At 60.3% G+C, this 15,625-nt stretch carries 13 protein-coding genes; 2 read left to right on the top strand and 11 right to left on the bottom strand.

The genetic code is table 11. From position 1 onward, the window contains the following. Both ACP7B3_RS21800 and ACP7B3_RS21805 read right to left on the bottom strand, forming a co-directional pair. Positions 1-1,649 (bottom strand): DUF6531 domain-containing protein (locus tag ACP7B3_RS21800; protein ID WP_426180730.1); only part of this gene is annotated, 1,649 nt, incomplete at its 3' end. 184 nt (positions 1,650-1,833) lie between these two features. After that, positions 1,834-2,448, bottom strand: a complete 615-nt coding sequence (locus ACP7B3_RS21805) for a LysE family translocator (RefSeq protein ID WP_404487618.1) — start codon at positions 2,446-2,448, stop codon at positions 1,834-1,836. A 146-nt stretch (positions 2,449-2,594) separates the two neighbouring features. On the opposite strand from ACP7B3_RS21805, the gene ACP7B3_RS21810 reads away from it, so the two are divergent. After that, the gene (locus ACP7B3_RS21810; protein WP_369302734.1) at positions 2,595-3,680 is read left to right on the top strand and encodes a DUF1615 domain-containing protein; all 1,086 of its coding nucleotides are present in this window, start codon (positions 2,595-2,597) and stop codon (positions 3,678-3,680) included. A 203-nt stretch (positions 3,681-3,883) separates the two neighbouring features. On the opposite strand, the gene ACP7B3_RS21815 is transcribed toward ACP7B3_RS21810, so the two are convergent. From ACP7B3_RS21815 to ACP7B3_RS21825, 3 genes are read right to left on the bottom strand one after another with little or no spacing between them, the layout of a single operon-like run. Beyond that, positions 3,884-5,065, bottom strand: a complete 1,182-nt coding sequence (locus ACP7B3_RS21815) for an acetyl-CoA C-acetyltransferase (protein ID WP_426180731.1) — start codon at positions 5,063-5,065, stop codon at positions 3,884-3,886. Positions 5,066-5,076: 11 nt separating this feature from the next. Then, entirely contained in the window at positions 5,077-5,736 is a 660-nt protein-coding gene (locus tag ACP7B3_RS21820) for a CoA transferase subunit B (RefSeq protein WP_017135011.1), read from the bottom strand. A 31-nt stretch (positions 5,737-5,767) separates the two neighbouring features. Beyond that, complete coding sequence (locus ACP7B3_RS21825; RefSeq protein ID WP_058425579.1) at positions 5,768-6,466, bottom strand: CoA transferase subunit A; 699 nt, start codon at positions 6,464-6,466, stop codon at positions 5,768-5,770. Between the two features lie 188 nt (positions 6,467-6,654). Between ACP7B3_RS21825 and ACP7B3_RS21830 the strand changes: the two genes are divergently transcribed. Next, complete coding sequence (locus tag ACP7B3_RS21830) at positions 6,655-7,557, top strand: LysR family transcriptional regulator (protein WP_145163403.1); 903 nt, start codon at positions 6,655-6,657, stop codon at positions 7,555-7,557. Positions 7,558-7,679: 122 nt separating this feature from the next. Here ACP7B3_RS21830 and ACP7B3_RS21835 read toward each other — a convergent pair whose 3' ends face one another. The 6 genes from ACP7B3_RS21835 to ACP7B3_RS21860 all read right to left on the bottom strand — a co-directional run bounded on the left by ACP7B3_RS21835 (position 7,680) and on the right by ACP7B3_RS21860 (position 15,596). After that, on the bottom strand, positions 7,680-8,009 hold the full coding sequence (locus ACP7B3_RS21835) for a hypothetical protein (protein ID WP_242200819.1): 330 nt from the start codon (positions 8,007-8,009) through the stop codon (positions 7,680-7,682). Positions 8,010-8,620: 611 nt separating this feature from the next. Next, a complete protein-coding gene (locus ACP7B3_RS21840) occupies positions 8,621-9,469 on the bottom strand; it encodes an NAD-dependent protein deacetylase (RefSeq protein ID WP_426180734.1) in 849 nt (282 codons plus the stop codon). An 8-nt stretch (positions 9,470-9,477) separates the two neighbouring features. Next, positions 9,478-9,918, bottom strand: coding sequence for a CBS domain-containing protein (locus tag ACP7B3_RS21845; RefSeq protein WP_145163407.1), 441 nt, complete (start codon positions 9,916-9,918; stop codon positions 9,478-9,480). Between the two features lie 132 nt (positions 9,919-10,050). Then, positions 10,051-12,000, bottom strand: a complete 1,950-nt coding sequence (locus tag ACP7B3_RS21850) for a DNA topoisomerase III (RefSeq protein WP_426180736.1) — start codon at positions 11,998-12,000, stop codon at positions 10,051-10,053. 224 nt (positions 12,001-12,224) lie between these two features. Further along, a complete protein-coding gene (locus tag ACP7B3_RS21855) occupies positions 12,225-13,847 on the bottom strand; it encodes an MFS transporter (RefSeq protein ID WP_369302727.1) in 1,623 nt (540 codons plus the stop codon). A gap of 102 nt (positions 13,848-13,949) precedes the next feature. Beyond that, positions 13,950-15,596 carry a GMC family oxidoreductase gene (locus ACP7B3_RS21860; protein ID WP_426180739.1) on the bottom strand — a complete coding sequence of 549 codons (1,647 nt, stop codon included), beginning with the start codon at positions 15,594-15,596 and terminating at the stop codon, positions 13,950-13,952. Positions 15,597-15,625 lie beyond the last annotated feature (29 nt).

Below are 15,625 nucleotides of genomic sequence, written 5' to 3' on the forward strand. Positions count from 1 at the left end.
CCCAAACGATCACGAGAAATCCGCAGCCGGTTGTCATACGCATCGCTGATCGCCGTCAGCACACCGTCGCGGAAATGGTAGAAACGTGACGCCTGAGCCAGCACCAACTCATCGGGCAGAGCACCCAAATAGATCGCCGCTTCCGCCAAGCTATTGGTAATCGCCGGACGAGCCACAGTAGGCAAGGGCAGGGCAGTCGACCGATTCTCATGATCCGTCCAAACCACCGAATCGCCCGCAACCACCAACCGCTGCGCCAGCGCATGACTCCAACCAAACCCCAACCCACAATCCACTTCCACCGCGCTGGTGCGATACAGCCGCGTCCACTCAAACGGCAAAATCCCGTCCAGCGCACCATCGGTAAGGGTCAGCAATTCTTCGCCGGTGACCATCGACACCGGGCAGCCATTGGTGGCGGTTTTGTCGGCAGGCGCCGCCGCGTCTCCCTGGGGATTCTTCGCAGCAACAGGCACATCATCGACGTGTTCCTGGCGCACCAACGCGGTCTGCTGTTTCTTGGTACGAACCGCCGGCACTGGGTTGGAAACCAACTGATCCCCAGCCTTCAACGGTGCAACCGGCACCGTCTTGATTGGGGTTGCGGCACTCCGTCCCAGCAACGGCTTAACCACCTTGGCATGCGGCTCCAACCGGGGCATCACCAGCTTTTTAGCCAGCAACTCCAACAACTCCGACGTCCGCTCAGACTTGATATGCCCCAGCACCTTCGTACTCAGGCGCACCGCCACACCCACGCCTGCTGTCGCCCAAATCAGCAGCAGGTTGATCAACACCTCGCCAGTGATTTCCCCCATCAATTCATGCATTTCTTTCGGCGGCAGCATGCGCATCCAGCTGACCATTGCCGACACGTAAATGAACAACAATGGCTCATCGCTGAGCACCAGCAGGCCGTCGGCGATTGCGTCGTTGCCGAGCTTCAGCAGCTCATCAAGTTCAGTTTGGGAGATGTATTGCAGCAACTTCTCGCTGCTGGGCTTGATGTCCGCCAGTAAATCAACCAGTTGAGTTATGTTGTCCCACAGGCTGTAAAGCGCTTTGCCCATGCCACTTAGAAACGCCGTTTCCACCATCCTGCGCTGGTCTTGCGCGATAGCGTCCGTAAAGTCTTTCCACCGTGCCTCAAGCGTGCTGTTCCATTCGTCGCGCAGGCGCGCTTCCAGTTCCGCGATCACCGACTGATAAGACGCATACAGCGCCTTGACGTGATCCTTGGAAACGTTGGGATAAAAACTGATTCGGTACTGCTGGTTGCGATCACACTCGGTGATTTCAAGAATGCCGCTGGGGCCGATGGTTTTGTGGATCGGCTCGCCCAGCGGGCCACCGTTGGGGTTGACGCGTTGCAGTATCACCGGCGTATCGCCGATGGGCACAAACTGCGTGCTTTGGAACATGTGCACCAGGGTCAACGTGCCGTTGGCCTGGCAGGTGGCGACGGTGCTGCTGGGAAAAATGGAGGGGGCTATGGGCGCGACCAGCGTCACTTCATCGCCAACCTTGAACACCTGCTCGACATCCAGCGCCGAAAAGCTCCAGAAGCTTAAAGCCCAGTCGTCAAAGGTGTTCAGGCAGCCCCGGAAATCACGTAAGACGCCTTCAACATCCGGCGCTTTGACGTCCATGGGCCTCAGGGCCAGCCGGCCAATAGCCGGGTTCAAGCGACAGCCCCGTCAATACGTGTTCCAACACAAAAAACCATCTGCAATCCCTCGCGCTGTGTGATCAGGCGAAGGACTTTGCCGAGGTTTTCAGGTGGTATCTGTAGAGCTTATCCGGGTGTTGCGTGGGATGTTTCGGTAGTCCTTGTCAGCGCTGCGCAAATGCCAGGTTCAAGCCCAACCCTGCAAAGGCTGCCGCAAAACTTCGGCGCAGCCAGTTCTGCACGCGCGGCGATTCGATCACGGCGCGGCGAAAGCCATTGGCCAGCAAGCCATAGATGACGAAAACCGCAAACGTCATCGCCATGAATACCGCGCTCAGTACCAGCATTTGCACGGCGGGCGAGATGTTGCCTGGGGTAACGAACTGGGGCAGAAAGGCCAGGAAGAAAATTGTCAGTTTGGGGTTGAGGATGTTCAACAGGAAACCACGGATCATCAGGCCGCGCGCTGTGGTTGCGGTCGGTGCGTCATTCATCGCGAAGGCCGAGCGATCACGCCAGGTGGCGTAGGCCAGGTAGAGCAAGTAGGCAACGCCCGCATACCTGAGCACTTCAAACGCCAACGCGCTGGTGTGCAGCAGGGCGGAGAGGCCGAGCACCGATGCCAGCAAGTGGGGCAGGATGCCAGCGGTACAACCCAGCGCAGCAAATACGCTGGCGCGCTTGCCGGCGGTGAGGCCGGTGGAGACGGTAAAGATCACACCGGTGCCGGGGATCAGCACGACGATCAGGCAGGTGACGAGGAAGTTCACACTGAGCATGGCATTCAAACTCCTTGTAGGAATGGTCGATGACAGATCCTGTCACGTTAGTTTGTGATTGGCGAGTACGGCAGGTCGGCGAACCCCGGTTAGACTTACCTGTCGATATCCGCAATGCCCGGCCCGTCGTTACCCAAGGAAGCCCCATGTATTCAAGCCGCCTGATCCTGTGCCTCACCACGTTGCTGGTGCTGGCCGGTTGCTCCACTTCACGCAGTCCGCAACAGCCGGAGCGTAGCGAGGCCGAGGTGAAAGCGCAGATCGTGCGCCTGCTGCCGGCGACGGTGCCGGACCGTGGTGGCTGGGCACAAGACATCTACACCGCCTTCGACACTCAGAAAATCTACCCCAGCACCGAAAATATCTGTGCCGTGCTGGCAGTCACCGAGCAAGAGTCCACCTATCAGGTCGACCCGCCGGTGCCAAACATGGGCAAGATCGCCCAGGATGAAATCCTGCGCCGTGCCGGCAAGGTCCATGTGCCGGCCTTTGTGGTGCGCAGCGCACTGCAATTGCGCTCGCCTACCGGCAAGTCCTACGCCGAGCGTTTGAGTGCTGCACGCACGGAGAAGGACCTGAGTGGAATCTTTGACGATTTCATCAGCGTGGTGCCTCTGGGTAATACCTTATTTGGCGGTTTCAACCCGGTGCATACCGCAGGCCCGATGCAAGTCAGCATCGACTTTGCACAGAAACAGGCCCGGGGTTATCCCTACACAGTGGACGGCACGATTCGCCGTGAAGTCTTCACGCGGCGCGGCGGCATGTATTTCGGCATCGCCCACTTGCTGGGCTACCCGGTCAGTTATGACCAGCCGCTGTACCGCTTTGCTGACTTCAACGCCGGTTGGTACGCCAGCCGCAACGCTGCGTTCCAGGCCGCCGTCAGTCGCATTACTGGCACCGAGCTGGCGTTGGATGGCGACTTGATTCGCTATGGCTCATTGTTGCCGGGCACCACTGAGTTGGCGGTGCGCTCCCTGGGGGCCAAGTTGGACATGCGCAATCCGACCATCCGTAGCCAGTTGGAGAAGGGTGAGCAATTGGACTTTGAGGAGACCACCCTCTACAAACGCGTATTCGCGCTGGCTGATAAAGCGGCCGGCAAGCCGATGCCACGGGCGATACTGCCGGGCATCGTGCTGAAAAGCCCGAAGATCACCCGCAACCTGACCACCGCGTGGTTCGCCAAGCGCGTGGATGACCGGTATCAGCGCTGCATGAAGCGCTGATTATTGTCGCTGGCGGGCGCGTCGTGGCGAGCGGCTTGTTGTGGCGAGCGGGCTTGCCCCGCGTTGGGCTGCGAAGCAGCCCTCAGTCAGCAGAACGCGGTATGTCAGTCATCACTCGGTGCCTGGTTCTGGGGCCGCTTCGCAGCCCAACGCGGGGCAAGCCCGCTCGCCACAACGGGCCTTTTCTCATGTTGCTCTTTGAATCAGTTGCGCTCGAGGGCGAGGGCTACACCCTGGCCGCCACCGATGCACAGCGTCGCCAGGCCTTTCTTGGCGTCGCGCTTGATCATTTCATGCAGCAAGGTCACCAGCACGCGGCAACCCGAGGCACCGATCGGATGGCCGATGGCGATGGCACCGCCATTGACGTTGACCTTCTCGGCGTCCCACTCCAGCTCTTTGCCCACCGCCAAAGATTGCGCGGCGAAGGCTTCGTTGGCCTCGATCAGGTCCAGGTCGCCCAGGCTCCAGCCAGCCTTGTCCAGGCAGCGGCGAGTGGCTGACACCGGGCCGATGCCCATGATCGCAGGGTCGACGCCGGCGTTGGCGTAGCTGGCGATACGTGCCAACACAGGCAGGCCGAGGGCTTTGGCCTTATCTGCACTCATCAACAACACTGCAGCGGCGCCGTCGTTGAGGCTGGACGCGTTGCCGGCAGTGACGCTGCCGTCTTTCTTGAATGCAGGTTTGAGTTTGGCCAGGGATTCGGCGGTGGTACCGGCGCGCGGTTGTTCATCCACGGCGAAGGCCACTGGGTCGCCTTTGCGCTGGGGAATCAGGATCGGCGTGATTTCATCGACAAACCGACCCGCTTCAATCGCGGCAGCGGCTTTCTGCTGGGAAGCGGCGGCGAACGCGTCCTGGGCTTCACGGCTGATGCCGTACTTGTCCACCAGGTTCTCGGCGGTGATGCCCATGTGGTAGTCGTTGAACGCATCCCACAGGCCGTCGGTGATCATGCTGTCGATCATCTTGGCGTGACCCATGCGCAAACCGGTGCGCGCAGCAGGCAATACGTACGGCGCCAGGCTCATGTTTTCCATGCCGCCGGCGATAATCACGTCGGCGTCGCCGCAACGGATGGCCTGGGCGCCCAGGTGCAGGGCCTTGAGGCCCGAGCCGCAGACCTTGTTCAGAGTCAGCGCTGGTACTGCGTGGGGCAGCCCGGCGAGGATCGACGCCTGACGCGCCGGGTTCTGACCGCTGCCGGCGGTGAGTACCTGGCCGAGGATGACTTCATCCACTTGAGCCTGGTCCAGGCCGGTCTGCTCCAGCAGGCGACGGATCACGGCGGCGCCAAGTTCCGGTGCCGGGATACTGGCCAGCGAACCTTGAAAGCTGCCCACGGCGGTGCGGGTGGCAGCAACAATCACGACGTCTTGCATGGAATCTGTCCTCACTGGAAGTGCATTTCTGGAACGTGGTCCGGGACGATCAGTTTACCGGCGGTCTTGCTCACAATCTCTTCAACGCTGACGCCAGGTGCGCGTTCCTTGAGGACAAAAGCGCCATTTTCGATCTCGAGGTAAGCCAGGTCCGTCAATACACGCTTGATGCACTTGGCGCCGGTCAGCGGCAGGCTGCACTGGCTGAGCAACTTGGACTCACCGTCCTTGGACGCATGGGTCATGATCACGATGATGTTTTCTGCACCGGCCACCAGGTCCATGGCCCCGCCCATGCCTTTGACCAATTTGCCGGGAATCATCCACGAGGCGATGTTGCCTTGGACGTCCACTTCAAACGCGCCGAGCACGGTGAGGTCGACGTGGCCGCCGCGAATCATCGCGAAGGACTCGGCAGAGGAGAAGATCGAGGCGCCAATGCGTGCCGTCACGGTCTGCTTGCCGGCGTTGATCATGTCGGCATCGATGGTTTCTTCGGTCGGAAAAGGGCCCATGCCGAGCAGGCCGTTTTCCGATTGCAGCATCACTTCCATGCCTTCGGGAATGTAGTTGGCCACCAGGGTCGGAATGCCGATGCCGAGGTTGACGTAGAAACCGTCCTGCATTTCGCGTGCGACGCGTTGAGCCATTTGTTCGCGGGTAAGAGCCATTGTTTGTCTCCTTATTATTTGGGCTGGCGGATTATTTGCGGACAGTGCGCTGTTCGATGCGCTTCTCGAAGGTGCCGCAGATGATCCGGTCGACGTAGATGCCTGGGGTGTGGATCTGCGCCGGGTCCAGCTCGCCCGGTTCGACGATTTCTTCAACTTCGACCACGGTGATCTTGCCGGCGGTGGCGGCCAGCGGGTTGAAGTTCTGGGCGGTGTGGCGGTAGATGACGTTGCCGAAATGGTCGGCTTTCCAGCCTTTGACGATGGCGAAGTCACCGGTGATGGACTCTTCCATCAGGTAGGGGCGGCCATTGAATTCGCGGGTTTCCTTGCCTTCGGCGACGGGGGTGCCGACGCCGGTGGCGGTGAAGAAGGCCGGGATGCCGGCACCGCCTGCGCGCATTTTTTCTGCCAGGGTGCCTTGGGGCGTCAATACCACTTCGATTTCGCCGCTGAGCAGTTGCTTCTCGAACAGGGCGTTTTCACCGACGTAGGAGGCGATCACTTTGCTGATCTGCTTTTGCTCCAGCAGCACGCCGAGGCCGAAACCATCGACGCCGCAGTTATTGGAGACCACCGTCAAGTCGCGGGTGCCTTTGCGCTTGATCTCTGCGATGAGGTTTTCCGGAATGCCGCACAGACCAAAACCACCGGAGAGCACGGTCATGCCGTCTTCCAGGCCTGCCAGTGCTTCTTCATAGGACGCCACGCGTTTATCGAAACCTGCCATATGCACCTCTTTTATTGTGTGTGGGCCAGCCAATGACACGAGTGTTGCGCCGACGGATTGATTTGTTAAGTTGTTTTTTAAGGTTGATTGGTTTGAAAAACAGCATAATCGGCGTTATGCCGCACACTTAAAGCCTAGACATGCGGCAACCTCACTTGCAGCATTTGACTGGCAGCGTGGAGCTTCCTATGACCGTTAAACAGATGCGTGCCTTTCTCGCCGTGGCCCAGAGCCTGAGTTTCGCCGCTGCTTGCGAGCGCCTGCACCTCTCTCAATCGGCGCTCAGCCTGACCATCAAAGGGCTGGAGGAGGGTTTAGGTGGGCGCTTGTTCAGCCGCAATACGCGCAATGTCGCGCTGACGCCTGAAGGTGAGTCGTTGTTACCTCTGGCGCGTCGCTTGATCGCCGATTGGGACAACGCCGAGGACGAGCTGCGCCAGCGTTTCACCCTCCAGCGTGGCCGGGTCACCGTGGCGGCGATGCCGTCGTTTGCGGGCAACTTGCTGCCACCGATCCTGAAGATATTCCGTGCTCGTTACCCGCAGGTGAACGTGACGGTGCATGACCTGATCAACGAGCAGGTGCTGGAGATGGTGCGTGACCGTCAGGTGGAACTGGGCGTGGCGTTCGAGCCGTCCGAGGGTTCGTCACTGGCGTTCACCCCGTTGTACCTGGACCGGTTTATTGCGGTAGTGCCCGGAGATTCACCGTTGGCCCAGCGAAGCGAAATCGACTGGCAAACCTTGCTGGAGCAACCGTTCATTACCCTGCAGCGGCCTTCCACGGTACGGGTGATGCTCGAGGAGCACCTGGGCGCGTTGCAAATGAAATTGCCGGTGGCGCTAGAGAGTCATCAATTGGCGACGGTGGGCAAGATGGTTGCCAATGGCCTTGGCGTCAGCGCCGTACCCGCGTTGTGCGCGAAACAGATGGAAGAGGCGGGCGCCCATTGCATCACGTTGAGCGATCCGGTGATCGAGCGACCGATTGGTGTGTTGACCAAGCCGGGCCATGAATTGTCGGCAGCTGCGCAGGTCTTGTTCGATATCTTTCGCGATGAAGCCGCTAAAGGCCGATTCCCATCGTTTTGATTACGACGCAAAACAAATGTGGGCGCTGGCTCGTCGGCGATGGCTATTTAAAACTCAACATTAACGTTGAATATTAAACCGCTATTGCCGACGGGCCAGCGCCCACAGTGGTCGAGTATTACTTAGTAGTAGCGGTCGATTACTTTAACGTTCGAGCTGTCTTTGAAAGATGCCCAGGCAGTGTTAAGTGTGTCGAATACCTGCTCGATAAAGTTTTGATCCGCAGCCGCCTTCTTGCCGACATAACCCTGGCCGCGGCGGTACATTTTCAGGCGCGCCGCCAGGTTACGGTTATTTTTATCGAACTCTTCCTCAAGGGTGTGGGGCGCCACGCAGTCGATATGGACTTGACCCGATTTTTCGACCCACAGGATATGGTCGTCGAGTGTGTCTTTCTGCGCTGCGAACATCTCAGCCAATTCATCGATAGTTGGTTGGTTGTTCAGATTCATAATGTAAGCCCCTTGACCAGTTGGCGATCTATCAGTTGATTCCGTTAAAACTGCTTAGTTGTCTCCGGCTCAGAAAGCCGGGCGTCAGTGACTGTCTGCCGAATACGGGCAGGGTCTTGAACCTGATGCATGTAGTTTTGCTGATGAGCGGCTACGCAATGGTTTCATAGCGAAGACAAGCAGCGTTTTAGCTTCTTGTACCGATCCTTGCGGGCCGGTCAGCTTCATCAATCTGCCTTGTGGGCAGTGCACATCCGGAAAAAACAGCTCGGCGGTCAGACGAGCTTGTTCAAAACACGTGTTACCAACGCTCCCGATCCGGGAGACGTCTCGATAATGCAAGGGTAAAAAGGTTACGTCAACGGTAATGTAGTGATTTTTTTCGAGCACTACATAAATCGTTGTAGGGACGGGGGAATGCGGAAAAACGTGACTTGGGCGTCATTTTTTGTGCGGTTGGTCGAAGGGGTTGCGGTCATTAATTCGGTATAGAAATCTGTGGGAGCGGGCTTGCTCGCGAAGGCGGTGGGTCAGCCGGAACGCTTTTGACTGACGCACCGTCTTCACGAGCAAGCCCGCTCCCACACGCAGCCCTGTTCACATTGTTGTTGCTACTGGCTCAGCCGCTCGACCAGCAACGGCAGCAACCGCTCGCAGGGCGCCTCGATCTTTACCTGCAACAGCTCATCCCCGCGTGTCTTGCCCAGGTTGATGGCAATCACCGGCTTGCCTTGCTCCACCGTCGCCTTGCACAGGCGAAACGCCGAATAGGCCATCAGCGAAGAGCCCACCACCAGTAACCCCTCAGCCTGCTGTACCGCGGCCATTGCTTTGGCCGCCGTGGCCTGGGCGACGTTCTCACCAAAAAACACCACATCGGGCTTCAGCCGTTGGCCGTTGCAGTGCGGGCAGTGAGGGACTTGGAAGCGTTCTTCAAAGGCAGGATCGAGCAGCGTATCGCCGTCGGGCGCTTGCACGGCATCGACGCCGGCCAGGTAGGGGTTCTGATCTTCCATCACCCGCTGGATCACATCGCGCTCGCTGCGCTGCTGGCAATCCAGGCACAGCACTCGATGCAGGCTTCCATGCAGCTCGATCACATCATGGCTACCGGCCTGGTCATGCAAGGTATCGACGTTCTGCGTAATCAGCCCGCTGATGCGTTCGCGTTGTTGCAGCGTGGCCAGCGCCAGGTGAGCCTTGTTCGGCTGCGCGACCCGCACCCGTGGCCAACCCAGCATCGCCCGCGCCCAGTAGCGGCGCCGCGCTTGCGGCGTGGCCAGGAATTCCTGGTACATCATCGGCGCCCTGCCCCGGCGCACGCCTTCGCTGTCGCGATAATCAGGAATGCCCGACGACGTGCTGATGCCCGCACCGGTCAGCACCATAAAGCGCCGCTCGGCCATCGCCCGGTGCAGGGTATCGAGGTGGTCTTCTTGATGTTCCAGCGTGTCGAGCATGGGGTCCCCTATTCGCCGCGGATGTACTGCTCCAGTTGTTTGATCAGATCAGCCTGCTCGGCAATGGCTTCCTTGACCAGGTCACCGATGGACAACAGGCCGATCAGCTTGCCATCTTCGACCACGGGCAGGTGGCGCAGGTGACCGTCCGTCATGATGTTCATGCACTTGTCGACGCTCTGGTGAGTATCGACGGTAATCACTGGCGAGCTCATGATTTCACTCACGGCAGTGGTCGCGGAGGAGCGGCCCTTGAGGATCAGCTTACGTGCGTAGTCCCGTTCACTGATCACCCCCACGACTTTGCCTTCGTCCACAACCGGCAAGGCGCCGACGTTTTTGGCAGCCATCTGGATCAATGCCTCCATCACCGTCTGGTGCGACTTGATGGTGTGGACCTCCTGGTTCTTCTGGTCCTTGGCTTTGAGCACTTGTGCGACGGTTTTCATGGCGGCCACTCCGGTGTTGTTGTTAGGAAGTCAGCAGGTCCCTTACAGAATCCTAGACGGGCTACGGGGCTGCAAGGTCCAAAGCGGCGTTAAACCCGTCGAAAAACGTCATTCGCTGGATTTTTTTGCCTTTCACCCGGCATTTGTCGGCTTTTTCCCCCGCTTGGTACCGGCCGTTGTCTTGCGTGGCGCCGTCTTGCGCTTCTTTTTCCATGGCGTGGCGCCTCGGCCTGCCGGGCTGGCTGGGCCGGTGATGGTCATGCGCATACCATTGCAGCGCGCCACTTGCTTGCTCATCCACGCCGCCTGCTTGGCGACGAATTCTTCCAGGCTCATTTCACCGCTTTGCACCATGTCCAGCGCCTGTTCCCAAATCGCAGTGGTGCCTGGGTCGGCAATGGCTCGAGGTACGGCGTCGATCAGGCTGAATGCGGCCGGAGTGGCCGAGAGTGCCTTACCGTTTTTGACCAGGTAACCACGGTCCAGCAGACCCTGGATAATTCCGGCGCGGGTGGCCTCGGTGCCGATGCCGGTGGTGTCCTTGAGTTTTTGCTTGAGCAGCGGGTCTTCCACCAGCTTGGCGACGTTTTTCATCGCCTTGATCAGGTCGCCTTCGGTGAAGGGTTTGGGCGGCTGGGTCCACAGGTCTTTGAGGTTGACCTTGGCCACCGCGTAGTCCTGGCCCTGCACCAGCGTCGGCAAGGCTTGCGGCGCGGGTGCCTCGCGCCCCTTTGCCGGGGCCAGTGCTTCGGGCAACGCGCGTTTCCAGCCTGGCTCGATGACAACCTTGCCGACTGCGCGCAACGCTTGGCCTGCGCAGTCGAAATCCGCCTGGGTGCGATCGTATTCATGGTTAGGCAGGAACTGCGCCAGGTAACGTGCGCGAATCAGGGTGTAGACCGCACGGTATTTACCAGTGAGCTGCCCCACATCCTTACCGGCCCCGGTGGGAATGATGCCGTGGTGCGCGCTGACCTTGGCGTCGTTCCAGGCCCGCGAACGGCGCTGGGGATCGATGTGCGGCATCAGCTCGTTCACTGCCGGGTCCGCACGCCCCAACGCAGCTAAAATCTTCGGCGCCTCGCTGTGCTGGCTCAACGGCAGGTAGCCGCAATCACTGCGTGGGTAGGTGATGACCTTGTGGGTTTCGTAGAGTGACTGGGCGATATCCAGGGTTTCCTGGGCACCGAGCCCCAGTTTTTTGGAACAGATTTCCTGCAGGGTACCCAGATCGAAGGGCAGGGGCGCCACCTCGCGCATGCGCTCGGTGCGCAACTTCACCAGCCGCGCAGTGGCGGCGTTGCGCATGGCATCGGCAGCGTCGCGGGCCAACTGCGGGTTAAGGCAGCGGCCCTGGTCGTCACACGCATCATCCGTGGCGCGCCATTGGGCGGTGAAGGTCATGAGCTCATGGCGCAGATCGACATCGATGGCCCAATAAGCCACCGGCACAAAGTCGGCGATGCTGCGGTCGCGGTCCACCACCAGGCGCAAGGTTGGCGTTTGCACCCGGCCCACCGGCAACACGCCTTGATAGCCGGATTGGCGCCCGAGCAAGGTAAACAGACGGCTCATGTTCATACCGATCAGCCAGTCGGCGCGCGAGCGGCCCAAGGCCGAGTGATACAGGCTGAAGGTTTCGGCGCCCGGCTTGAGCGCGGCCAGGGCTTTGCGAATGGAGGCGTCATCCAGCGCCGACAGCCATAGCCGCTGGATCGGCCCGCGATAACGGCAATGCTCGACCAGCTCCCGGGCGATCATCTCGCCCTCACGGTCGGCGTCGGTGGCGATCACCAGGTCCTGGGCTTCTCCCAGTAAACGCTTGACCGCCTTGTACTGGCTGGCGGTCTTGGGCTTGACCTGCATCTTCCATTTTTCCGGGACGATCGGCAGATCGGCCAGCACCCAGCGCTTGTATTTGGCGTCGTAGGCATCGGGCGGGGCGGTTTCCAGCAGGTGACCGATGCACCAGGTGACTGTGACCCCATTGCCCAGCCAGCAACCGTCGCCGCGCCGGCTGGCGCCGAGCACGGCCGCGATATCTTTAGCCTGGGAGGGTTTTTCACAGAGGTACAGCCGCATGGTCATCACATCAGATCGGGTTGATGCCTTGCAGGATGCTGAGTCAGAGGGATTTGAGCAACCATTATCTGTATGGATGTACAGCAAAGTGTGTGAGTGCCACAACACAAAAGTGGGAGCGGGCTTACTCGCGAAAGCGGTGGCTCAGTCAACGAATGTGTCGACTGGCACATCGCCTTCGCGGGCAAGCCCGCTCCCACAAGGGGTCTTAGGCGTCTTGAAGATCAGTTGTTATTGATGTCCACGTTTCGGGTTTCTTTGAGGCAGAACAACCCCACGATCAGACTCACGCCAGTCACCACCACCGGGTACCACAGGCCGTAGAAAATGTCGCCGGTGTACACCACCAGGGCAAATGACACAGTCGGCAGGAAGCCGCCAAACCAGCCGTTACCGATGTGATAGGGCAGCGACATCGAGGTGTAGCGGATACGCGTCGGGAACAGTTCCACCATCAACGCTGCCAATGGGCCGTAGCACATGGCGGCGATCAGGATCAGCACCACGATCAGCACCACCACCATGACCTTGTTGACCTGAGCCACATCCGCCGAAGACGGGTAGCCGGCGAGTGTCACCGCACCGCGCAGGGCCGCTTCGTCGAAACCGTCGATGCGCACGTCACCCACGCTTACCTGCACCGGGCTGCCGGCCGGGGCCGCAGAACTGCTGTACGGCAAGCCTTGCTTGACCAGGAAGGTCTTGACCTTGTCGCACGGGCTGTCAAAACGCGCCTTGCCCACCGGGTCGAACTGAAAGGTGCACGTGGCCGGGTCGGCCAGCACGGTAATCGGCGCCTGATGGCTGGCCTGGTCCATCGCCGGGTTGGTGTAATGCGCCAGGCCCTTGAAGATCGGGAAGTACAGTGCGGTAGCCAGCAGCAGACCGAGCATCAGCACCGGTTTGCGCCCGATTTTGTCCGACAGCCAGCCAAACAGAATAAAGAACGGCGCGCCGATCACCACGCTGATAATCAAAAGCATGTTGGCCAGCGCCGGGTCCATTTTCAGGAATTGGGTGAGGAAGAACAGCACATAGAACTGCGCCGCGTAGAACGTCACTGCTTGCCCGCCGTTGATGCTGAACAGCGCGATCAGCACCACCTTGAGGTTTTCCCATTTGCCGAACGACTCGCGGATCGGCGACTTGCTCGCCTTGCCTTCCTCTTTCATTTTCAGAAACGCCGGCGACTCGTGCAGGCTCATGCGGATCCAGGTGGAAATGCCCAGCAGCACGATGGAAAACAGGAACGGAATCCGCCAGCCCCACACTTCAAACTGGTCGCCGGTGAAGTAACGGCAAGCCAGCACCACCAGCAGCGACAGCAGCAGGCCGAGGGTGGCGGTGGATTGAATCCAGCTGGTGTGCAGGCCGCGTTTGCCGGCCGGCGCGTGCTCGGCCACATAGGTGGCTGCGCCGCCGTACTCACCGCCCAACGCCAGGCCTTGTAACATGCGCAGCACGATTAGGATGACCGGCGCGGCAATGCCGATGCTGGCGTAGGTCGGCAGCAGCCCGACACAAAACGTGGCCACGCCCATCAGGATGATGGTGACGAGAAAGGTGTACTTGCGTCCGATCATGTCACCCAGGCGACCAAACACCAGCGCGCCGAACGGCCGCACCACGAAGCCGGCCGCAAAGGCCATCAAGGCAAAGATGAACGCCGTGGTGTCATTGACCCCGGCAAAGAACTGTTTGCTGATCACGGCCGCCAGAGCGCCGTAGAGGAAAAAGTCATACCACTCGAACACCGTCCCCAGAGACGAGGCGAAGATGACTTTTCTTGATTCGCTGCCGGTGCTCGCACGAACGGCCGAGCCCAGGGGTTGAGCATGTTCTGACATCGGGTAACCCTCACAGTGATTATTTATTGTTGTTCCACTGTCGGCGCCAACCTCGGCGCCGGTTGTCTCTGTGCAGGCGCCGGCCAGCCGGACGCCTGCAGGTCACGCGGGTGTGGTCATTTCTCTTTCCGGGGCAAGATTCCTTGTGTTCGGCGAAAGGATCAACTGCGCAGCCTTCTCCGCAATCATCAGTGTAGGTGAGCAGGTGTTACCCGACGTGATGTGTGGCATCACTGAGGCATCGGCGATGCGCAAACCCGGCACGCCATGTACGCGCAGTTGGGCATCGACCACGGCGTCTTTGTCGCTGCCCATGCGGCAGGTGCCCACCGGATGGAAAATCGTCGTGCCGATACGCGCGGCGGCTTCGTGCAGTTCCGCTTCGGTCTGCAATGAATCGCCGGGCAGGTATTCCACCGGCTTGAACTGGCTCAAGGCTGGCGCGGCGACGATGCGGCGCGTCAGGCGAATCGCGTCGGCGGCCACGCGCAAATCCTGCGGATGGCTGAGGTAGTTGGGCCGAATCAACGGCGCATCTGCCGGGTTGGCCGAACGGATGTCGATACGGCCGCGGCTTTGCGGGCGCAGGTCGCAGACCGAAGCGGTAAACGCCGGGAACGCATGCAAGGGTTCGCCAAAACGCTCCAGTGACAGCGGCTGCACATGGTATTCAAGGTTGGCCGAGGTCTGTTCCGGGCCGGAGCGGGCAAACGCGCCGAGCTGGCTGGGCGCCATCGACAGCGGGCCGCTGCGGTCATACAGGTAGCGCAGGCCCATGCCCATTTTGCCCAACAGGGTGCCCGCGATCTGGTTCAGGGTGCGCGCGTTTTCCAGTTTGTAGATCAGGCGCAGTTGCAGGTGATCCTGCAGGTTGCCGCCCACGCCGGGCAGCTCATGCACCACGTCGATGCCCAATGGTTTGAGCACATGGGCAGGGCCGATCCCCGAGCGTTGCAGGATGCCCGGCGAGCCCACGGAGCCTGCGCACAGTACGATTTCCTTGCGCGCTTTCCAGCTCATCTGATGGCCGTTCTGACGCCCGAGCACCTGGGAGGCTCGGCCGTTTTCCAGCACCACGCGGTCCACTTCGACCTCGGTCAGCACGGTGAGATTGGGCCGCTGGCGGATCGGCTTGAGAAACGCCTTGGCCGCATTCCAGCGCACGCCGGCCTTCTGATTGACCTGGAAGTAGCCGCAGCCCTCGTTATCGCCCCGGTTGAAGTCGCTGATCGGCGCGATGCCGCTTTGCGCCGCAGCATCGCGAAAGGCATCCAGGATCGGCCAGTGCAGGCGCTGTTGCTCAACGCGCCACTCACCGCCGTCGCTGTGAAATTCCGAAGCGCCGGCGAAGTGGTTTTCGCTTTGCTTGAACAGCGGCAGCACGTCTTTCCAGGCCCAGCCCGGGTTGCCCTCGGCGGCCCAGCCGTCGTAGTCCTGGGCCTGACCGCGCATGTAGATCATGCCGTTGATCGACGAGCAGCCGCCCAGCACCTTGCCGCGCGGGTAACTCAACGCACGGCCTTGCAGGCCTTCCTGGGCTTCGGTCTTGAAGCACCAGTCGGTGCGCGGGTTACCGATGCAGAACAGGTAGCCGACGGGAATATGGATCCAGGGGTAATTGTCGCGGCCGCCAGCTTCGAGCAGCAGCACGCGGTGGGCGGGGTTGGCGGACAGTCGATTGGCCAGCAGGCAGCCTGCGGGGCCGGCGCCTACTACCACGTAATCGTATTCAGCAGCTGCAATGGGCATCTGAGGTCTCGCTTGTTTTTCTTATTGGC

This window comes from Pseudomonas sp. TWRC1-2 (genome assembly GCF_049896685.1).
Lineage (GTDB): Bacteria > Pseudomonadota > Gammaproteobacteria > Pseudomonadales > Pseudomonadaceae > Aquipseudomonas.